Consider the following 20004-nt stretch of genomic DNA (forward strand, 5'->3'; position numbering starts at 1 on the left):
AAACGGTCAAACATGGCAACGCACCTTATGTCCGGGTTCAATCTGTACAAGAGCGGGGGCGTCCGTGCCTTCAAACCGATACATGTCCGGCCATGAGGCAGAAGAGCCCGCGCCAAACGCGACCTCGTTCAGGTCAATGGGGCGGTTCACGTCCGGCTCGGGCTGGGCCGCGATCAGCGCCTTGGTATAAGGATGGCGGGGGTTATAAAACAGCGTCTCGGGCGGGGCCTGTTCCACGACCACGCCTTGGCGCATCACCGCGACTTCATCCGCGATGCGGGCCACAACAGCCAGGTCGTGGCTGATGAACAAGTAGCTCAGGCCCATACCGTCGCGAATGCGCTCCAGCAGAGTCAGGATCTGTTCCTGCACGGACACATCAAGGGCCGAGGTCGGCTCGTCACAGACCAGCAAGACAGGATCAAGGGTCAAGGCACGCGCAATGGACAGCCGCTGCCGCTGACCACCAGAAAAGGCGTGCGGATAGCGTTTGAGCATATCGGGGTTCAGGCCGACCCATCTCAACATCTCGGCAGCCTTGTCGCGGCGGGCCAAGCGATTGCCGATGCCATGGATTTCCATAGGTTCGGTCAGTGCCTGCTCCACCCGCATCCGCGGGCTGAGCGAGGAATAGGGGTCTTGAAACACCATCTGCGCCTGACGCTGAAAGGCGACTTTTTCGGCGCGCGACATCTCATTGATGCTGACCGGTGGGCCATCGGCTGTCGGTCGAAACAGCACTTGCGAACCAGGATCCGGGGTTTCGGCGCCCAAAGCGATGCGGGCACAGGTGGTTTTGCCTGACCCGCTTTCACCGACAATGGCAAGCGTCTTGCCGCGCTGCACAGCAACGTTGACGTCCTTGCACGCGGTGATCTGATGCTGGGCCCGCCAACCGCCTGCGCGCATCACATAGGTCTTGGAAACGCTGTTCAGCTCAAGGATCGGATCGTCATGCACCATTGGCTCGGCCGGTTTGGCCACTTCGAGGATCATCGGGGCGGCCGCAAACAGCTTTTGGGTATAGCCGTGACCCGGATCGCCCAGAACCGCCGGGGCCGGGCCGCTTTCCATCACGTGGCCCTTATTCATCACGACGACGCTGTCGGCCATATTGGCCACCACGCCCAGATCATGGGTCACCAGGATCATGGCCATGCCGGTGTCGCGTTGCAGGTCTTTCATCAGGCCCAAGACCTGAGCCTGCGTTGTCACATCCAGCGCTGTTGTCGGCTCGTCCGCGATCAGCAGATCGGGCTTGGCCACCATCGCCATGGCAATCATGGCCCGCTGACGCATGCCGCCCGACATCTCGAAGGGATAGGACCGGAAGGCGCGCTCAGGATCATTGAAACCAACGCGTTCAAACGTGGCCAGCACGTCCTTTTTCGCCTGCGCGAACGACATGTCCCGGTGCAGGGTCAACACTTCGCTCACCTGATTACCGATCCGGTGCAGCGGCGAGAGAGAGCGCATAGGCTCCTGGAAAATCATCGAAATCCGGTCACCGCGAATATCGCGGATCTGGCGCGGTGTCAGGCGCAGCAAATCCGTCTGTGCGCCACCGGCCCCGAATTTCACCATACCGCTGCGTAGCTGCGCGGCCCCTGGCAGGATGCGGAGGATCGAACGGCATGTCAGGGTCTTGCCCGATCCGCTCTCGCCCACAATCGCCAGCGTCTCGCCTGCATTCACCTGAAAGCTGACAAAGGCCACAACGGGCGGATCTTCTCCGAAACCGATAGACAGGTTTTGCACGTCGAGCAGCGGCGACATTCACCATCCTTTTTGCGCGTAAGGGCCAGAGGTCAGTCAAACCGATTCCAACCGTGAGGTCCAGTCACGCATTCATCGCGCGATCGTGCTACACATTTCGGACAATCTGCCCCATCTAGGGTCAAAGCCAAAGGATAATCTGATGACCCAAAGCCGCCTTGACCTTTTTGTTGACCGAATGGTGTCCCAACGGGCCTGTCTGGACCACGCCGCGCGCGTGATTGCCGACCTGCCGGGCCCGGTGTTCGAGTTGGGATTGGGCAATGGACGGACCTATCATCACATCCGACACATCCTCCCCGACCGGGACACCTATGTGTTCGAGCGCGCCATCGCCTCGCATCCCGACAGCACGCCGCCCGATGAGATGGTTTTGCTGGGCGATGTCTATGACACACTGCCCCAGGCGCTGGAGAGGTTTGGGCCGACGGCGGCCCTGATCCATGCGGATCTGGGCGGACACAACCGGGCCAAAAATGACATTTTCGCCCGGAAAATCTCGCCTTTTGTCGAGCCATTGCTGGCGGTCGGCGGGTTGATGGTGGCCTCGGACAGGATGTATTTTGACGGTCTGGTCGAACAGCCTTTGCCCGATGGGGCCGTCGAAGGTCGTTGTTTCATCTATCGCCGCGAGGTCTGAGCTTACGGCGGGCCAACCCTCTGGGACGGATGTTTTTAAGCGGAGAAACCGGACGTGGCGTCTTGCGCCTTGGGGCTTGCCCTTTTGTCTGGGCTGCCTAGGCTGAAGGTCATGCGTGCGCGGTGGGGAGCCTTGCGCGCCGATCAGCATCAGCGGAGGCCTCATGAGCGACAAGATTGCGTATTCCCGCCACGGCGACATTGCCGTTCTCACGGTCCGGAACCCGCCGGTCAACGCGCTCAGCCAGGCGGTGCGCCAGGGCCTTTGGGACGGGATGGACCGGGCCGAGGCAGATGATGGCGCGCGCGCCGTTCTGATCGTCGGCGAGGGCCGTGCGTTCTTTGCGGGCGCTGACATCACCGAATTTGGCAAGCCGCCCTTGCAGCCGCACCTGCCCGATCTGATCAACCGGATTGAGGCGTCGCCGCTGCTGGTGGTCGCCTCGATGCATGGTGTGTCCCTGGGCGGCGGCCTTGAGGTCGCCTTGGGCTGTCATTATCGCATTGCGGTGCCTTCGGCCCGTGTGGGCTTGCCCGAGGTGCATCTGGGTCTTTTGCCGGGTGCCGGTGGAACGCAACGCCTGCCGCGCCTGACGGGCGTTGAGGCGGGGTTGGAGGTCATGACAACCGGCCGCCATGTGGGCGCGAAAGAGGCCCATGCCCTGGGCATTATCGACGTTTTGCAAGATGGCGACCCGGCAGAGAACGGGATTGCCTATACCGAAAAGCTGTTGTCCGACGGCGCACCGCGTCGCGCAGTCAGCGAAATGCCACCCCCAACACCCATCGACTGGGACGCGGCGTTTGAGGCGACCCTGAAACGGGGGCGAGGCCAGATTTCACCTGCCTGGTGTGTGCGCGCCGTACAAGCTTCGGTTGAGAAACCCTTTGCCGAGGGGCTCAAGGCCGAGCGGCAGATTTTCTATGACCTGATGCAAACCGACCAACGTCAGGGCATGATCCATGCCTTTTTCTCTGAGCGCGCCGTTAGCAACCTACCAGAACTGAAGGGCGTCGAGCCGCGCCCGGTGCAACAGATTGGTGTGATCGGCGGCGGGACCATGGGCGCGGGCATTGCCACGGCAGCCCTCTTGGCGGGGCTTCGGGTCACCTTGCTTGAAATGTCGGCAGAGGCGGGCGAGGCCGCGCGCAATCGCATCGCGGGTAACCTGGTTGGTGCACTGAAACGGGGCAAGATCAATCAAAAGGGCCATGACACAATCCTTAACGACACGCTGTCCATTGCCACGGATTACGACCGCCTCAGCGACGCCGATCTGGTGATCGAGGCCGTGTTCGAGGACATGGCCGTCAAGAAAACCGTCTTTGCCGCGTTGGACCGCGTTTGCAAACCGGGCTGCATTCTGGCCTCCAATACCTCCTATCTGGACATCAACGAGATTGCGGCAACCACGTCGCGCCCCGCCGATGTGCTGGGCCTGCACTTTTTCTCGCCTGCCCATGTGATGAAGCTGCTTGAAGTGGTTGTTGCGGACGCGACCGCGCCGGATGTGGCCGCCACCGGCTTTGCTCTGGGCAAGATGCTGGGCAAGATCAGCGTGCGGGCGGGCGTGTGCGACGGATTTATCGGCAACCGTATTCTGTCGACTTATCGAACCTGCGCTGATCACATGATATTGGACGGCGCGTCGCCCTATGAGATCGACAAGGCCTTGGAGGATTTCGGCTTTGCCATGGGCCCCTTTGCCGTAGCCGACCTTGCGGGCCTCGACATTGGCTGGGCCGTGCGCAAACGCAAACGGGCCGAAGGGCTGGACCCGCGCGCCCGCGACGCCGCTTATGCCGACAAGCTTTGTGAAGATGGCCATTTCGGGCAAAAGACCGGCAAGGGTTACTATGATTATGCCGCCGGCCCAAAGGCCCGCGTGCCCAATCCAGACGTCATGCCCTTGATCGAGGCAGAGCGGGCCGCGCAAGGCCTGACACCCCGCGAATTCAGTCACGAAGAGATCGTGCGCCGCTATATGGCCTCAATGGTCAATGAGGCGGCCAAGGTTGTCGGCGAAGGCATTGCGCGCCGCCCGCTTGACGTCGATATGACCCTGCTCTTTGGCTATGGTTTTCCCCGCTATCGCGGTGGGCCGCTCAAATGGGCGGATATTGTGGGCCTTGACGGGCTCTTGGCCGACATCAAACGCTATGCCGAGGATGACCCATATTTCTGGCAACCTGCACCGCTGTTGGAACAACTGGTGGCTGAGGGTCGCACATTTGACGATCTGAACAAGGAAAGCTGAGAGATGGACCTGAGCTATACACCCCAAGAGCTGGCCTTTCAGGACGAGTTGCGCACCTTTCTGCGCGACGAACTGCCCAGTGACATCGCGGAAAAGGTACGCATGGGCCGCGACCTGGCCAAAGACGACATGGAACGCTGGCACGCGATCCTGAACGGGCGCGGCTGGCTGGCCCAGAACTGGCCCAAGGCGTTCGGTGGCGCGGAGTGGAGTGCGGTGCAGCGCCACATCTATGACGTGGAGGCCGCCGCCGCCAATGCGCCGCGCATCGTGCCCTTTGGCCTGTCAATGTTGGGACCCGTTTTGCAGAAATTCGGATCAAAGGAACAGCAGGATCATTGGTTGCCACGTATCCTCGACGGGTCCGATTGGTGGTGCCAGGGCTATTCCGAACCGGGGGCCGGATCCGATCTGGCATCTCTGAAATGCAAGGCCGAACGGGACGGCGACCACTATGTCGTCAACGGGCAAAAGACGTGGACGACCCTCGGCCAGCACGCCAACATGATCTTTTGCCTCGTGCGCACAGACCCGAACGTCAAACAGCAGGAAGGGATTTCTTTCCTGCTGATCGACATGGACACGCCCGGTGTCGAGGTACGTCCGATCATCCTGCTGGATGGCTGTCACGAGGTGAACGAGGTCTGGTTTACAGATGTGCGTGTGCCTGTGGCAAACCTCGTGGGCGAGGAAAACAAGGGCTGGACCTATGCCAAATATCTTCTGACCCACGAACGCACCGGCCTTGGCGGTGTGGGCGCCAGCCAGGCCGCCTTGGCAGCGGTCAAGCGGCTGGCACGGGCAGAAAACCATAATGGAAAACCCTTGATCCAGAACCCGCATTTCGCAGCCCGCGTAGCGCAGGTGGAAATTGACATGCGGGCGATGGCCACATCGAACCTGCGGATTGTCAGTCAGGCGGCAGCGGGCGGCGCGCCGGGGTTGGAGGCCTCGATGCTCAAGGTCAAAGGGTCGATCATCCGTCAGGAAATCAACGACCTGGCACGCCGTGCGGCGGGGCCTTATGCGATGCCCTTCGCCTCCGAAGGGGTGGAAGGGGCCAATGACACGATCCCCGATCCGAACGGGGCGGGCCCGGCAGCGGCCAAATATTTCAACAATCGCAAACTGTCGATTTTTGGCGGTTCAAACGAGATTCAGCGCGGCATCATTGCCAAGGTGACGATGGGCGGTGGCAGATGAATTTTGAACTGACCGAAGAGCGGCAAATGCTGCAGGATACCCTGCGGCGATATCTGTCGGACAAATACACGACGGCCCGGCGAAACGAGATTCTGGGCTCCGAGGCGGGCATGTCCACCGAGATTTGGACCGAACTGGCCGAACTGGGCGTGATTGGCGCGCTCTTTACCGAGGACCATGGCGGTTTTGGAGGTGCGGGGTTTGACCTGGCTGTCGTCTTCGAGGAATTGGGGCGCGCAGGCGTGGTTGAGCCGTTTCTGGACGGCGCTTTGATCGGAGGGCGTTTGCTTGCCGCCGCTGGGCGCAGTGATCTGGTCGATGCGGTCATTGCAGGTACGGCGCAACTGGCATTTGCGCATGGTGAGCCCGGGGGCCGCTATGACCTTGATCACGTCACAACCACCGCGACTGGAGGCACTCTGACGGGTCGCAAAGCCGTGGTAATGAATGCCGAGGCCGCCGATCATCTGATTGTTTCGGCCACAAACGGCGATGCCATCGGCCTTTATCTGGTGGCCAAAGGAGCCACAGGGCTTGAGGTGCAGGGTTATCCCTTGCTTGCCGGAGGTCGCGCCGCCGAGGTTACGCTGGACAACACGCCCGGCGAGGCGCTGAACCTTGGTTTGGACGCGATCCAAAACGTCACCGCATTGGCGATCGTGGCGCAATGCGCCGAAGCGCTGGGGGCGATGGAAACGGCCACAGCCTTGACCAAGGACTACCTTGGCACCCGCAAGCAATTTGGCCGCCCTATCGGCACTTTTCAGGCACTGGCCCACCGAATGGCCGACATGCTGATCGAGATGGAACAGGCGCGTTCCGCCGTCATTAACGCGGCGGGACATCTGGACAGCGACGAGCGCGACCTGACCCTGTCGGCCAGCAAAAATTTGATGGGCCGCGTGGGCCGTCTGGTGGCCGAAGAAGCAATCCAGATGCACGGGGGTATTGCCATGACCCAGGAATACGAACTGGCCCATATCGCGAAACGGATCGTCATGGCCGACCACCGCTTTGGCGATACGGACTATCATCTGGAGCGGTTCATTGAACTCTCAACCGCCTGATCCACCCGGCATCATCCGGGACGAAACGGGCGCGCAAACGCTGCTTGGCTATGTGGTGGACATCACCGCACAGGACGGCACGGCGCGGTGCATCCTCGACATCGAGGCACAGCACGGCAACAGGCATGGCAGCCTGCATGGCGGCATCATCGCCTGCATGCTCGACAACGCGATGGGCTTTGCCGCCTCACTGACGGGCGATGCAGGCGGTGACACGCGGTTCATGACCATTTCAATGAACACCCAATTCATGGCACCCGCGCGCTCAGGGCGCGTAGTCGCCACGGGTTCGATCTCTGGCGGCGGGCGGAGCCTTCTTTTTGCGGAGGGCGAGGTTGTGGACGAAAACGGGACGGTCATTGCCACCGCCACAGGTGTCTACAGACGCGTCCGCGAGGGCGGATCGTGAGCGCGCGGATTGAGGATGCCGGTGACCGGGTGATTGTCTGGAACGGCAATACGGCACGTCGGGGTGCACTGTCGCCGGCACTTTACGACTGCATCGCGCAAGCGATGGAACTGGCGCAGGAGCGGCGCATACGCGCAGTAATCCTGTCCTCTGACGGCCCTTTCTTTTGCGCGGGTGGCGATCTGAATGTACTGATCGAACGGCGCACCCTGTCCGAAGCAGAGCGGAGCGCCAAGATTGAGGACCTGCATGACCTGGTCCGCGCCATCCGGGCCTGTCCCGTGCCCGTCATTGGAGCAATCAAAGGGGGGGCTGCGGGTGCTGGTGCCTCGCTTGCACTGGCTTGTGATTTCATCGTGGCCGAACAGGGCGTTAATTTCACCGCTGCCTATGTGAAGGCGGGCCTTGTGCCTGATGCGGGCCTCACCGCCTCACTGGCCCGGCTGTTGCCACGACCCTTGGCGATGGAGATGTGCCTGCTGGCTCGGCCCGTGAGCAGTGATCGTCTGAGCCACCTTGGCGCCGTGAACGCAGTGGTCCCGGTGGACGACGTTCTGCCCGAGGCGCACAGGATCGCGGATGCATTGGCCATCGGCCCGCGCGATGCCATCGGAGTGATCCGGGGCATGGTCGCCGCGGCCTATGATCAAAGCGAGGCGGCACAACTAGATCTTGAACGCGACGCCATGGCCCATGCTGCGGGGGGCACCGAGGCGGCAGAGGGCATTGCAGCATTTCTTGAGAAACGCAAACCGAGGTTTGCTTCATGAACCGGGTCGAAGACTATCTTGCCGACCACCTGAGCACGCCCGACCGGGCCACAGCCCTTGCCCTGACCGACAGCACGGATGCGCGCTGGAGCTATGGCGACCTTGACGCGGCCGCCCAAGCCTTGGGTGCCGCATTGACGGAAAAGGGTGTTGCACCCGGCGACCGGGTCATGATCGTCTCGGAAAACTGTGCGGCGGCCGTTGCGGCCCTCTTTGCAACCTGGCGGATCGGGGCAATCGCACTCCCCGTGAACGCCAGGCAATCGCGCAGCGAATTGCAACGGATTATGGAACATGCCGACCCCCGCGCAGTTTTGTTGACGACGGACGTGTCGCCCGACGCGGTCAAGCACGCCCAATGGCTGCACGCCCACAGCATGCCGGGCCCTTGGGGGCGGATCTGGGCGGCCTTTGCCATGGCCTCGGACCCTTACCCAGATCCGGAGATTGCCGTCTTGCTCTATACCACGGGGACAACGGGCGACCCCAAAGGTGTCATGCTGACCCATGAAAATGTTCGCTTTGGGGGACTGACCTCGGCGAACCTGCGGGGCATGACGCCTCGGGACATGATCTACGGCGTGCTGCCGACGACGCATGTATTTGGCCTCTGCTCTGTAGTCGTGGCGGCGATCTATGCGGGCGCGCCCGTGCGGCTTGTGCCTCGCTTTGAGGTGGGAGCCGTCTATGATGGGCTGCGCGATGGTGTGACGCTGTTCTCAGCCGTGCCGCAAATGCATGCCTTGCTGATGGCGCATGCCAGGGCGCATGGATTGACAGAACTCGGTTCGGCTACATTGCGCTATGTCTCGTCCGGGGCGGCACCACTCGACCCCACATGGAAGCGCGAGGCGGAGGCGTTTTATGGTGTCGCGTTACAAAACGGTTATGGGATGACCGAAACAACCGCCGGAACTTCGGCCACGCGCAACGAAATCGGTGACCCCGATATATCGGTCGGCCCACCCCTGCCGGGGATCGAGGTGGCGATTGACGTCAACGCGCCTGGGGGCGGCGATAACATGGGCGAGGTGATGACACGCGGGCCACACATCATGCGTGGATACTTTCGCAACCCGATCGAGACAGAAAAGGTGCTAGATGCCCAAGGCTGGATGCACACTGGTGATCTGGGCCGGGTGGATGAAAAGGGACACCTGCATATATTGGGCCGCTCCAAGGAGTTGATCATTCACGGTGGGTTCAATGTCTATCCGCCCGAGGTTGAGGCGGCGTTGAATGATCATCCCGGCGTCGTACAGGCCGCCGTTATCGGTCGGCAGGTCAAAGGAGATGAAGAGGTGTTGGCCTTTGTGCAGGTCCCCGCGGACAGCGATCTGACGGAAGAGGCACTAAAAACCTTCGTCCAGGACAAACTGGCCGGGTACAAACGGCCCGCCCGGATCATTCTGGCGACAACATTACCCGCAGCGCCGACCGGCAAAGTGCTCAAGCACAAACTTCTCGACACCTTTGCGCGGGATTTGAGCTAGGCGGAATGCGATACGCATTCCGGCCGTTTTCCGGGTCGGAAAACGTCTATGCCCAAACGCCTGACGCTGCTGCACGAATGGCGCGGATATTGTCGCCATAGGGCGCAGGATCGGCGACCGATCCCCCGCGAAATACCGCAGAGCCCGCAACCAGCACATCCGCTCCAGCCTGCGCCACTAGCGGCGCGGTTTTCGGGTCAACGCCACCGTCGATTTCGATGTGAACGGGTCGGTCCCCAATCATTTCACGCAGCGCTTTGATCTTGGCCGTCATGTCGATGAATTTCTGGCCGCCAAAGCCCGGATTCACCGTCATCACACAGACGAGATCGACCAGGTCCATCAACTCTGACACTGCGGACGCTGGTGTTCCGGGGTTCAAGGCCACACCCGCCTTCATACCCGCCCCGCGAATTGCTTGCAGGGTCCGGTGAATATGTGGTCCCGCCTCCACGTGCGCCGTCAGCACGTCGGCACCCGCCTTGGCGAAGTCCTCGATATAGGCGTCCACTGGCGCAATCATCAGGTGCACATCCATGACACCCTTGATATGAGGCCGGATCGCCGCGCAGGTGGCCGCACCAAAGGTGATGTTGGGCACAAAATGACCATCCATCACGTCGACATGGATCCAATCGGCGCCTTGCGCCTCAACGGCCGCGCATTCCGCACCGAAATTGGCGAAATCAGCGGCAAGGATGGATGGGGCAATCTTGATCGAGCGGTCAAAGGTCATGGCAGCCTCCTGTGGCGGTGTTGTGGGCGCTATACCGGGCGGCGGGCTTTGTGGAAAGGGGGCCTTCGAAGAGGATATCAGAACAGAGAAATCAGACCCCGTAATACTCGCGATACCACGCGACAAACGCATTGATACCGTCCTGGACAGGCGTTTGTGGCCGATGTCCGGTCAGACGATGCAGCAGCCCTGCGTCGGCCCACGTGGCGGGCACATCCCCCGGCTGCATATCGTGATAGGTCTTGATGGCCTCGACGCCACAGGCCGCCTCGATCGCCGCAATGAAATCCATCAACGCTACCGGCGCGCCGTTTCCGATATTGACGACACGGTGTGGAGCCACCGGCGACAGGCTGTCCCCGTCAACCGGCACATCCCCCGGCACCGTGTCGATCAGCGCCAGGATGGCCGACGTCAGATCGTCGATATAGGTAAAGTCCCGCCGCATGTCGCCGTGGTTGTAAATATCGATGGGGTCGCCATTCAGGATCGCCTTGGTGAACTTGAAATGCGCCATGTCGGGACGCCCCCAAGGCCCATAGACCGTAAAGAAGCGAAACATCGTGATCGGCAGATCATAAAGATGGGCATAGCTGTGAGCCATGTTCTCTGTCGCCTTTTTGGTGGCGGCATAGAACGACATCTGATGATCGGCCTTGTCGGTTTCCACATAAGGCATCCGGGTGTTGGCGCCATAAGCCGAAGACGTGGACGCCAGCAACATATGCGCAGGGGGAAAAGCGCGGGCCGCCTCCAACAGCTCGAACGTGCCCATCAGGTTCGCCTCGACATAGGACCTTGGGGCCTCGATGGAATAGCGCACCCCCGCTTGCGCGGCGAGGTGAATGACGGCATCAAACTGATGCTCCTCAAAGAGGTCATGGAGTATGCCGGGCGTCTCAACCCGCGCCTCGACATCCCTATAGCTCGGCGACTGGCGCAGCATAGCCCGCCGCCGTTCTTTCAGCGTCACATCATAGTAATCAGTCATCGCGTCCAGGCCCACGATTTGCCAGCCTGCGTCCAGCAACGCCTTGACGGTAAAATATCCGATGAACCCGGCTGATCCGGTGACCAGTGCTGTGCGCGCCATTGAACTCTCCGCCTGACTGGCGTCGGTTGTGCCGGAGCGGAGGCAAAAAGACCAGCGCTCGATAATTAAATTTGACAATCGAATTAATTGCCGCAAGGGTAATAGCGGGAGGACTATTATGTTTGTCGGGCTTGATCTGGGCACTTCAGGTGTCAAGGCGGTGTTGGCTGATGCCGACGGCGTTATCGTGGGCAGCGCGGATGCCACATATGAGGTGTCGAACCCTGCGCCGGGGTGGAGCGAACAGGACCCTACCACCTGGACCAAAGGCGTTGCCCAAGTGCTGGCCCACCTCAAGTCCACTCATCCCAAGGCCTATAGCGCCATTCAAGGGCTATCCTTGTCCGGTCACATGCATGGCGCTGTTCTGGTGGATGCAGACGGCGCCGTCTTGCGCCCCTGTATCTTGTGGAATGACACGCGCAGCCATGTCGAAGCTGCCGCCCTCGACGGTATGCCGAGGGTCCGTGACCTAAGCGGCAACATCGTTTTTCCCGGCTTTACCGCCCCGAAACTGGCCTGGGTGGCCGCACATGAGCCGGATGTTTTTTCCCGCGTGGCCAAGGTCATGCTGCCCAAGGATTATGTGCTGTGGTGGCTGACCGGGCGGTACGTGACCGAGATGTCGGATGCCGCCGGGACCGCGTGGCTGGATGTAAGTGCGCGGGCCTGGTCACCGGAGTTGCTGGCCGCAGGCGGAATGCGCCCCGATCAGATGCCCGACCTGCTGGAAGGCACGGATGTGGTTGGCCCCGTGCAAACCGCGCGCGCTGATCTGGGCCTGCCCCAAGGCGCGCAAGTCGTTGCGGGCGGCGCCGACAACGCCGTGGCCGCTTGCGGTGTGGGGGCACTTGGTGAGGGTGATGGATTTGTCTCTTTGGGGACATCGGGTGTGGTTCTAGCCGGACGCGACCGCTATGCGCCCCGCGCCGAAAGTGCCGTGCACACATTCTGTCACGCGGTGCCGGGGCGTTGGTATCAAATGGGCGTGGTGCTGGCCGCGACCGACAGCCTGAACTGGCTGTCCCGGATCACAGGGCAAAGCGCTAGTGATCTGTCAGGCGGCCTCGGCACAACGATTGATTCCCCTTCTGCCCTCAAATTCTATCCCTATCTGTCCGGCGAACGGACGCCCCACAATGACGCCCAAGTGCGTGGCGGGTTCACCGGCCTTGACGTGGCCAGCGGCCCCCGCGATCTGACCAAGGCGGTGATGGAGGGCGTCAGCTTTGCGCTGCGCGACAGCTTTGAAGCGCTGAAATCCACCGGCGTCACGCTTGAGACCGCCCTTGCCATTGGCGGCGGCAGCCGGTCAGATCACTGGACACGTATGCTCGCGACCGTCCTGAACATCCCGCTGGAACGCCCTGATGAAAGCGCCTTTGGCGCGGCCCTCGGGGCAGCACGGATCGCCATCTGTGGCGTGACGGGGGCAACCCCCGCCAGCGTGATGACCAAACCCCCTGTCAAGGATGTCATCCATCCCGACCCTGAACATGTCGCCGCCTATGACGACGCTTATCGCGGCTTTGCCGCCGCATTCCCAACACTGAAAGCCATGCCATGACAACCGGATTTTTCGAAGGGCTTATGCCCGCCACATTTGAAGGTGCCGACAGCACCAACCCTATGGCTTTCCACCACTACAACCCCGACGAAATGGTCATGGGCAAGCCGATGAAGGATCATCTGCGTTTTGCCGTCGCCTATTGGCACTCTTTCGCATGGGAGGGGGGCGACCCCTTTGGCGGGCCAACCTTTGAACGCCCGTGGCACCCCCAGGACGACATGGGCCGGGCCAAGATGAAGGCGGATGTGGCTTTCGAGATGTTCGACCTGCTGCAAGCGCCGTTCTTTTGCTGGCACGACGCCGATGTGCGGCCCGAAGGCGCCAGTCTGGCCGAAAGCATTGCCCGGCTGGACGAGATCACCGACTATTTCATGGCCAAAATGGAGGGGCGTGACATTGGTCTGCTTTGGGGGACGGCCAACATGTTCAGCCACCGCCGCTGGATGGGCGGGGCCTCCACCAATCCGGACCCGGATGTCTTTGCCTATGCTGCGGCGACAGTGAAATCCTGCATCGACGCGACCCACAAAATGGGCGGCGAGAATTATGTACTTTGGGGCGGGCGCGAGGGCTACGAGACTTTGCTTAACACCGATATGGGCCGCGAGCTGGACCATATGGGCCGTTTCCTGAACATGGTGGTCGAATACAAACACAAGATCGGCTTCAAAGGTCAGATCCTGGTCGAACCAAAACCACAAGAGCCGTCCAAGCACCAATACGACTTTGATGCAGCCACTTGCATCGGGTTCCTGCGCAAGTACGGGCTGGAAGATGAGGTCAAGCTGAACCTCGAACAGGGTCACGCGATTTTGGCGGGCCATTCGTTCGAACACGAGATTGCCGTGGCTGCCGCAGATGGGATGTTGGGGTCCATTGACATGAACCGCAACGACTACCAATCGGGCTGGGACACCGATCAGTTTCCCAACAACGTGCCCGAGGTGGCGCTGTGCTACTATCACATTCTCAAGGCCGGTGGGCTGGGTCAGGGCGGCACCAACTTTGACGCAAAGCTGCGCCGCCAGTCGCTCGACGCCCAAGACCTGATTGCCGCCCATATCGGGGGGATGGACATCTGTGCGAGGGGCCTCAAGGCCGCCGCCGCGATGATCGAAGATGGCGGCTTGGAAAGCGCGCTCGCCGACCGCTATGCTGGGTGGGAGACGGATGGGGCCAAGGCGATGCTCGACAGTGATCTTACCTCGATTTCAGACGATGTTCTGGCGCGCGGTCTTGATCCGCAACCCCGCTCTGGTCGGCAAGAAATGTTGGAGAACTATGTTTCGCGCTTTGTCTAGGTTTGCCGCTGTTGTCCTTTGGATGAGCCCCGCCCTGGCGGGCCCCCTGCCCTATGCCGAACCGGAATTTCCCGAGGTCAACAGCGCGCAGGTCGAGCTGGGGCAATTGCTGTTTTACGATCCCATCCTGTCAGGCTCAAAAACCGTGTCCTGCGCCACCTGCCACCACCCGCGTTTTGGCACAGGCGACGGTGTGTCGCTGGGGCTTGGGGATGGCGGTATCGGTCTGGGACCAGAGCGATTGGCTGACACAGACAACCTGCCCGAACAACGCATCCCCCGGAACGCCCCGCCCCTGTTCAACCTTGGGGCCAAGGAATTCACCGTCTTTTTCCACGATGGCCGGTTGGAGGAAGACCCGAACCGTCCCTCGGGCATCCGCACACCCCTTGGATCAGAGATGGAGATGGGATTTGCCTCTGCCCTGTCGGCGCAGTCGATGTTCCCCGTGCTGTCACCGGATGAGATGGCGGGGCACTATGCCGAAAACAAGGTCGCGCAAGCAGTCCGTCAGGGTCTGATCACGGGTCCGGGTGGCGCATGGGATATCTTGTCAAAACGGGTCGAGGATATTCCCGATTATCGCGCCCGCTTTGATATCGTCATCGGACCCGAACCAGTCAGCTTCACCCACATTTCGGACGCCATTGCGGCCTTTATCGACTTTGAATGGCGCGGCGTGGCCAGCCCCTTTGACCTTTACCTGCGCAATGGCACCGCGATGGAAGATGCAGCCATGCGCGGTATGGACTTCTTTTACGGCGATGCGGGCTGTGCTGCGTGCCATTCGGGCCGGTTCCAGACCGATCACGGGTTCCATGCGATTGCTATGCCACAGATCGGCCCCGGCAAAGCCGCCCGATTTGAGAGCCATGCGCGCGACACCGGGCGGATGCGGGTGACAGGCCGCTCTGAGGATGCCTATGCCTTCCGCACCCCGCCTTTGCGCAACATTGCCCAAACGGCCCCTTATGGCCATTCCGGGGCCTATGCGACGCTGGAAGGCGTTATCCGCCACCATCTCGATCCAGTCGCCAGCTTGCGCGGCTATGACATCTCTCAGGCGGTGATGCCCGGTTTTGAGGCGGATGATTTACGGATAATGACCGACGCGGCAGAGGTTGACGCCATTGCGCGTGCCAACAGCCTGGCTCCTGTCGCCCTGAGCGACGGTCAAGTGGCTGATATCATTGCCTTCCTTAACGCGCTTACCGATCCGCAAAGCGTGCGCGGTGCGTTGGGCATTCCACAAACGGTGCCCAGCGGCCTGCCCGTGGATCAGTAAGCGATCACATCAGATTGCGGATCATCATGAGGTCGTCTTCCATCCCATCCGCGCCATGAATCGCGTTGGGTATTTTGCCCGACGTGACAAAGCCGTGACGTTCATAAAGCGCGATCGCAGGCGCGTTCTCCACATTCACAAATAGCTCCAACTGCCAGATTCCAACAGCCTGCGCTGCATCCATGAGCTGTGTCATGATCAGGTCAGAAACGCCCTGGCCCCGCACTTGGGGCGCCACATAAAGCGGACCGATTTCGGCGCGATGATTGGCCCGCGGCACGCCATTGCGGTTGAACCCTGCAAGGCCAACAGGTGTTTCCCCTAAGAAGGCCAAAAGCCTGTCGCCTTTGGCCAGTCGTTTGATGTCTGCGTCGATCGGAACTGCGGCTGCTTCTTCTGCTGTGACAATGAAGACCGAGGGGTTTTCGACGATCCCGGCCATGCGCAGGGCGCGCCACACGGGCGCATCGTCCGGCCGGGCTATCCGGACCGTTACATCAGCCATCGTGGGATGGCACCGATTTCGACGGGGCCACATATGGCCGGGTCACATCCTTCAAGGTCGCCTCAATCGCCTCGACGCTCAGTCGGATACCGCCATCACCGGCGAGGGTCAGTTCGATCTCGCCCGCGCCGTCCTCACTCGCCTCGAAGGTGACGGACAAAAGAGACAGAACCATGTCCTTGTCCCGCCGATCAATGCCCTGACTCGCCACGCGCAGCACGTTGTCAAAGGCCAGAACCGCCTGCACCCGCTCGGGAGCGTGACGTTCCTTGCCCGCATCTTCCCAGCGGAACCGGTTCAGCAACAGCGCAAAGCGGCGCGCCTTGGCATCCCAGCGCATTTCAGTAATGGGAAAGACCGCGTCTTGAGCCAGCGAGGACAATACCTTGATATCCTCAGCGTCCAAGGCACCAAGGTTCAGCGGCTTTTCGCGCCCGTCTTCAAATCGTGCATCTTCGCTCATTCGCCCTGCACCCGCTCGATATTTGCGCCCACGCCTGACAGCTTGCGCACCACATGTTCGTATCCGCGATCCAGATGGTAGACGCGCGACACCCGGGTTTCACCCTCGGCAGCAAGACCCGCAAGGATCAGGCTGACGCTGGCGCGCAAATCCGTCGCCATCACCGGCGCACCTTTGAGCTTTTCGACACCGGTCACAGTGGCCGTTCCACCATGCACGTCAATCTGCGCACCCATACGGATCAGTTCGGGGGCATGCATGAACCGATTCTCAAAGATTTTCTCTTCCAGCACAGAGGTGCCATCGGCGGTGCACAAAAGTGCCATCATCTGCGCCTGCAAATCGGTAGGAAAGCCGGGGAAAGGCTCGGTCGTGACGTCCACGGCATGGATGCGACCGTTTTTGCGCGAAACCTTCAGGCCTTTGTCGGTCTCGGTTACCGAGATGCCCGCAGCATCCAGCTTTTCACAGAAGGCACCCACCAGATCGATGCGTCCGCCCAAAAGCTCCACTTCGCCGCCGCACATCGCAGGGGCCAGCATATAGGTGCCCAATTCAATCCGGTCAGTCACTACGCGGTGGGTCGCACCGTGCAGGTGATCCACGCCTTGAATGGTGATTTCGCTGGTGCCATCCCCCTCGATCTGTGCGCCCATGGCGCGCAGGCAGGTGGCCAAATCCACGATCTCGGGTTCGCGGGCCGCGTTCTTGATCACAGTTGTGCCCTTGGCGAGGGTCGCGGCCATCAGGATGTTTTCGGTTGCGCCAACGCTGGCAAAGGGAAATTCGATCACGGCGCCCTTCAGCTTGCCGCCCGCAGCCTTGGCATGCAGATAGCCATCGCGCAGATCAATCTCCGCCCCCATCTGGGCCAAACCGTCGGTGTGAATATCCATGGGGCGCGCACCAATAGCGCAGCCACCGGGCAAGGACACTTCCGCATGCCCCTCGCGGGCGAGCAAAGGACCCAGAACGAGGTTTGAGGCGCGCATCTTGCGCACGATATCGTATTCGGCGCGGGTATTGATCGCCCCGTGGCACGACATGGCAATGACCTGTCCATCCTGCATCGACGTCACCTCGGCCCCAAGAGAGCGCAAAAGCGCAGTCATGGTGCGGATGTCCGATAGGCGCGGCGCGTTGGTCAGCGTCAGCGGCTCGTCGCTCAGCAAGGTGGCCGGCATCAAGGCCAGACACGCGTTCTTGGCCCCTGCAATCGGGATTTGCCCGTTCAGCGGCCCGCCGCCCCGTACCAGAATGCTATCCATCGTCCTGCTCCTCGGTTTTTTCCGCTGCGTTACGCGCCTTGGCCTGTGCCTTGCGCCGCGCCAGATTGAACTTGAGCGCCGCCTTGAGGCGCGCATCCCGGTCATCTGCCGTCTTGTTTTTGGGGGCGGATTTGTCTGTCATGGGGTCTCTGTATCGCAGGGGCGCGGGGGCGTCCAGAATGGGGTTGCAGGCGCGGGCGATTGTCGCTAATGACCCGCCCACGGCGCTGTGGTAGCTCAGTGGTAGAGCACACCCTTGGTAAGGGTGAGGTCGAGAGTTCAATCCTCTCTCACAGCACCATCTGTTTCCCTTCCCATACAGATGTTGCACCCAGCCCTACCGCACGGTCTCGACTGACGCGCAGCCTGCAGGGCCACGCTGAGTGCGAGAGTTCAATCCTCTCTCACAGCACCATCTGTTTCCCTTCCCATACAGATGTCGCACCCAGCCCTACCGCACGGTCTCGACTGACGCGCAGCCTGCAGGGCCACGCTGAGTGCGAGAGTTCAATCCTCTCTCACAGCACCATCTGTTTCCCTTCCCATACAGATGTCGCACCCAGCCCTGTCGCACGGTCTGGACGGAGCCACGAACCCAGTCGCGATGCCTTGCGTTGAGTTCATCGTCTGAAAGGCTTCACAGAGGTACTGACAGCCCAACCTTTACCTGGTCGACCACGACATTCGTGTGAAATCGCCTGATGTTGGGGTTCTCGGTAAAGACGCGCCGGGTGAACTGTTCATAGCTGGCCATATCCCGGGCCATAACGACCAAAATAAAGTCGGTGTGCCCAGTGACGTAGTAGCACTGCTGCACCTCTTCGAGCTTGAGCATGGAGCGCCGGAACTCGTCCAGCAAATCCACACGCTCGCGTTCCAGTTCGACCTCGACGACAAAGGTTATCAAGGCGACGTGCCTGGTGTCCACAACGGCGATCTCTTTGCCGATGACACCCGTTTCGCGCAATATCTGGACGCGTCTTTGCGCAGAGGACCGTGATACGCCCACGCGCGCGCCCAAATCGTCCGAGGACAGCCGCGCATTTTGCTGAAGTTCGCGCAGAATCGCGCGATCCGTCTCATCCATGATTCTGGCACTTTGCTCTGTAATAATAAAAATATCAGGCACACTACCTATTCTTTACTGCATCTTCGAGTAAAAAGACACCAATTCACTGATAATCTGGCGACGACCTCTACAACTCAGCAGACGCCTGATGACATTCCCCTTACTCTCCCCCGCCTATCACGACCCGCACAAATATCCCCAAGGGGTCGCCTTTCAGGACGGCCAATACCTTCGGATGCGCGACGCAAAGGTGTCTGTCCTGGATTGGGGGTTTCTGCATTCCGATGCCACCTATGACACTGTGCATGTTTGGGAGGGTGCGTTTTTCCGGCTAGACCTGCATCTTGACCGGTTTTTCGCCGGGCTCGAAAAGCTGCATATGACGATCCCGTTCGATCGCGGCCAGGTCACCGAAATTCTCTCTCACTGTGTCGCCCTTTCAGGGCACAGAAACGCCTATGTAGAGATGATTTGCACGCGCGGCGCGGCGCCTGACTTCAGCCGCGATCCCCGCGCGGCCACCAACCGGTTCATGGCCTTCACCGTGCCCTATGGCTCGGTCGCCAATCGTGAACAAATGGCGCGTGGATTGCGCGTTGCCACCAGCGACGTGGTGCGTATTCCGCCCAAGTCCGTTGATCCTTCGATCAAGAATTACCATTGGCTCGATCTTGTACGCGGCCTTTATGACGCATTCGAGAAAGACGCGGAAACAGCGCTGATCTTGGACACCAATGGCAATATCGCCGAGGGCCCGGGCTTTAACGTCTTTGCCGTCGCAGAGGGCCGGTTGCTGACGCCGGAATTTGGCGTCCTGCCGGGCATCACGCGTCGCACCGTCTTTGATCTGTGTCACCGACTGAACCTTGACGTTTCGGTGGGTGATCTGGCTCCGGATACTTTGAAACACGCGGATGAAGCGTTTTTGACTTCGACCGCAGGCGGCATCATGCCCGTCAGTTCGGTTGACGGGGTTCTGTTGGGCGATGGACAACCCGGACGTATCACCAACCGCCTCAAGGCGCTCTATTGGGACATGCACAAAGACCCGACTTGGGCCACCCGGATCACTTATCCCGGCGACGAATAAACCTGTTAC

At 60.8% G+C, this 20004-nt stretch carries 19 protein-coding genes and 1 tRNA gene; 12 read left to right on the forward strand and 8 right to left on the reverse strand.

The genetic code is table 11. From position 1 onward, the window contains the following. Positions 1-6: 6 nt before the first annotated feature. Positions 7-1776, reverse strand: a complete 1770-nt coding sequence (locus Q1A44_RS00220; protein ID WP_299617849.1) for an ABC transporter ATP-binding protein — start codon at positions 1774-1776, stop codon at positions 7-9. Between the two features lie 142 nt (positions 1777-1918). On the opposite strand from Q1A44_RS00220, the gene Q1A44_RS00225 reads away from it, so the two are divergent. From Q1A44_RS00225 to Q1A44_RS00255, 7 genes are all read left to right on the forward strand, one after another. Continuing rightward, positions 1919-2416: a class I SAM-dependent methyltransferase gene (locus Q1A44_RS00225; protein ID WP_299617852.1), complete on the forward strand. Its 498-nt coding sequence runs from the start codon at positions 1919-1921 to the stop codon at positions 2414-2416. 163 nt (positions 2417-2579) lie between these two features. Beyond that, a complete protein-coding gene (locus tag Q1A44_RS00230) occupies positions 2580-4673 on the forward strand; it encodes a 3-hydroxyacyl-CoA dehydrogenase NAD-binding domain-containing protein (protein WP_299617856.1) in 2094 nt (697 codons plus the stop codon). 3 nt (positions 4674-4676) lie between these two features. After that, positions 4677-5876, forward strand: coding sequence for an acyl-CoA dehydrogenase family protein (locus tag Q1A44_RS00235; protein WP_299617858.1), 1200 nt, complete (start codon positions 4677-4679; stop codon positions 5874-5876). Further along, positions 5873-6943, forward strand: coding sequence for an acyl-CoA dehydrogenase family protein (locus tag Q1A44_RS00240; RefSeq protein ID WP_299617861.1), 1071 nt, complete (start codon positions 5873-5875; stop codon positions 6941-6943). The genes Q1A44_RS00235 and Q1A44_RS00240 overlap by 4 nt, the downstream gene beginning before the upstream one ends. Continuing rightward, on the forward strand, positions 6924-7352 hold the full coding sequence (locus Q1A44_RS00245; RefSeq protein WP_299617864.1) for a PaaI family thioesterase: 429 nt from the start codon (positions 6924-6926) through the stop codon (positions 7350-7352). Before Q1A44_RS00240 ends, Q1A44_RS00245 begins: the two co-directional genes overlap by 20 nt. Then, positions 7349-8122 carry an oxepin-CoA hydrolase, alternative type gene (locus Q1A44_RS00250; RefSeq protein ID WP_299617867.1) on the forward strand — a complete coding sequence of 258 codons (774 nt, stop codon included), beginning with the start codon at positions 7349-7351 and terminating at the stop codon, positions 8120-8122. Before Q1A44_RS00245 ends, Q1A44_RS00250 begins: the two co-directional genes overlap by 4 nt. After that, entirely contained in the window at positions 8119-9615 is a 1497-nt protein-coding gene (locus tag Q1A44_RS00255; protein ID WP_299617870.1) for a class I adenylate-forming enzyme family protein, read from the forward strand. The genes Q1A44_RS00250 and Q1A44_RS00255 overlap by 4 nt, the downstream gene beginning before the upstream one ends. A gap of 46 nt (positions 9616-9661) precedes the next feature. On the opposite strand, the gene rpe is transcribed toward Q1A44_RS00255, so the two are convergent. Then, positions 9662-10351: a ribulose-phosphate 3-epimerase gene (gene rpe / locus Q1A44_RS00260; RefSeq protein ID WP_299617874.1), complete on the reverse strand. Its 690-nt coding sequence runs from the start codon at positions 10349-10351 to the stop codon at positions 9662-9664. A 91-nt stretch (positions 10352-10442) separates the two neighbouring features. Next, positions 10443-11444, reverse strand: coding sequence for an SDR family NAD(P)-dependent oxidoreductase (locus tag Q1A44_RS00265; protein ID WP_299617877.1), 1002 nt, complete (start codon positions 11442-11444; stop codon positions 10443-10445). Positions 11445-11562: 118 nt separating this feature from the next. Here Q1A44_RS00265 and xylB point away from each other — a divergent pair, with 118 nt between their 5' ends. The 3 genes from xylB to Q1A44_RS00280 are packed head-to-tail and all read left to right on the forward strand — an operon-like array spanning position 11563 to position 15600. Continuing rightward, positions 11563-13011, forward strand: coding sequence for a xylulokinase (gene xylB / locus Q1A44_RS00270; RefSeq protein ID WP_299617880.1), 1449 nt, complete (start codon positions 11563-11565; stop codon positions 13009-13011). Continuing rightward, positions 13008-14315, forward strand: coding sequence for a xylose isomerase (gene xylA / locus Q1A44_RS00275; protein ID WP_299617884.1), 1308 nt, complete (start codon positions 13008-13010; stop codon positions 14313-14315). Before xylB ends, xylA begins: the two co-directional genes overlap by 4 nt. Before the next feature lie 22 nt (positions 14316-14337). After that, positions 14338-15600, forward strand: coding sequence for a cytochrome c peroxidase (locus tag Q1A44_RS00280; RefSeq protein ID WP_299617887.1), 1263 nt, complete (start codon positions 14338-14340; stop codon positions 15598-15600). Between the two features lie 4 nt (positions 15601-15604). Here Q1A44_RS00280 and Q1A44_RS00285 read toward each other — a convergent pair whose 3' ends face one another. The 4 genes from Q1A44_RS00285 to Q1A44_RS00300 are packed head-to-tail and all read right to left on the reverse strand — an operon-like array spanning position 15605 to position 17978. Further along, complete coding sequence (locus Q1A44_RS00285) at positions 15605-16105, reverse strand: GNAT family N-acetyltransferase (protein ID WP_299617890.1); 501 nt, start codon at positions 16103-16105, stop codon at positions 15605-15607. Further along, the gene (locus tag Q1A44_RS00290; RefSeq protein ID WP_299617893.1) at positions 16098-16568 is read right to left on the reverse strand and encodes a DUF2948 family protein; all 471 of its coding nucleotides are present in this window, start codon (positions 16566-16568) and stop codon (positions 16098-16100) included. Before Q1A44_RS00290 ends, Q1A44_RS00285 begins: the two co-directional genes overlap by 8 nt. After that, positions 16565-17836, reverse strand: a complete 1272-nt coding sequence (murA, locus tag Q1A44_RS00295; protein WP_299617896.1) for a UDP-N-acetylglucosamine 1-carboxyvinyltransferase — start codon at positions 17834-17836, stop codon at positions 16565-16567. The genes Q1A44_RS00290 and murA overlap by 4 nt, the downstream gene beginning before the upstream one ends. Next, entirely contained in the window at positions 17829-17978 is a 150-nt protein-coding gene (locus tag Q1A44_RS00300) for a hypothetical protein (protein ID WP_299617899.1), read from the reverse strand. The genes murA and Q1A44_RS00300 overlap by 8 nt, the downstream gene beginning before the upstream one ends. A gap of 84 nt (positions 17979-18062) precedes the next feature. Here Q1A44_RS00300 and Q1A44_RS00305 point away from each other — a divergent pair. Continuing rightward, a tRNA-Thr gene (locus Q1A44_RS00305) sits at positions 18063-18137 on the forward strand. A 336-nt stretch (positions 18138-18473) separates the two neighbouring features. Here Q1A44_RS00305 and Q1A44_RS00310 read toward each other — a convergent pair. Further along, complete coding sequence (locus tag Q1A44_RS00310) at positions 18474-18923, reverse strand: Lrp/AsnC family transcriptional regulator (protein WP_299617902.1); 450 nt, start codon at positions 18921-18923, stop codon at positions 18474-18476. 130 nt (positions 18924-19053) lie between these two features. Between Q1A44_RS00310 and Q1A44_RS00315 the strand changes: the two genes are divergently transcribed. After that, complete coding sequence (locus Q1A44_RS00315; RefSeq protein WP_299617905.1) at positions 19054-19995, forward strand: aminotransferase class IV; 942 nt, start codon at positions 19054-19056, stop codon at positions 19993-19995. Positions 19996-20004 lie beyond the last annotated feature (9 nt).

Origin of the sequence: uncultured Tateyamaria sp., from assembly GCF_947503705.1 — a bacterium.
Classification (GTDB): domain Bacteria; phylum Pseudomonadota; class Alphaproteobacteria; order Rhodobacterales; family Rhodobacteraceae; genus Tateyamaria.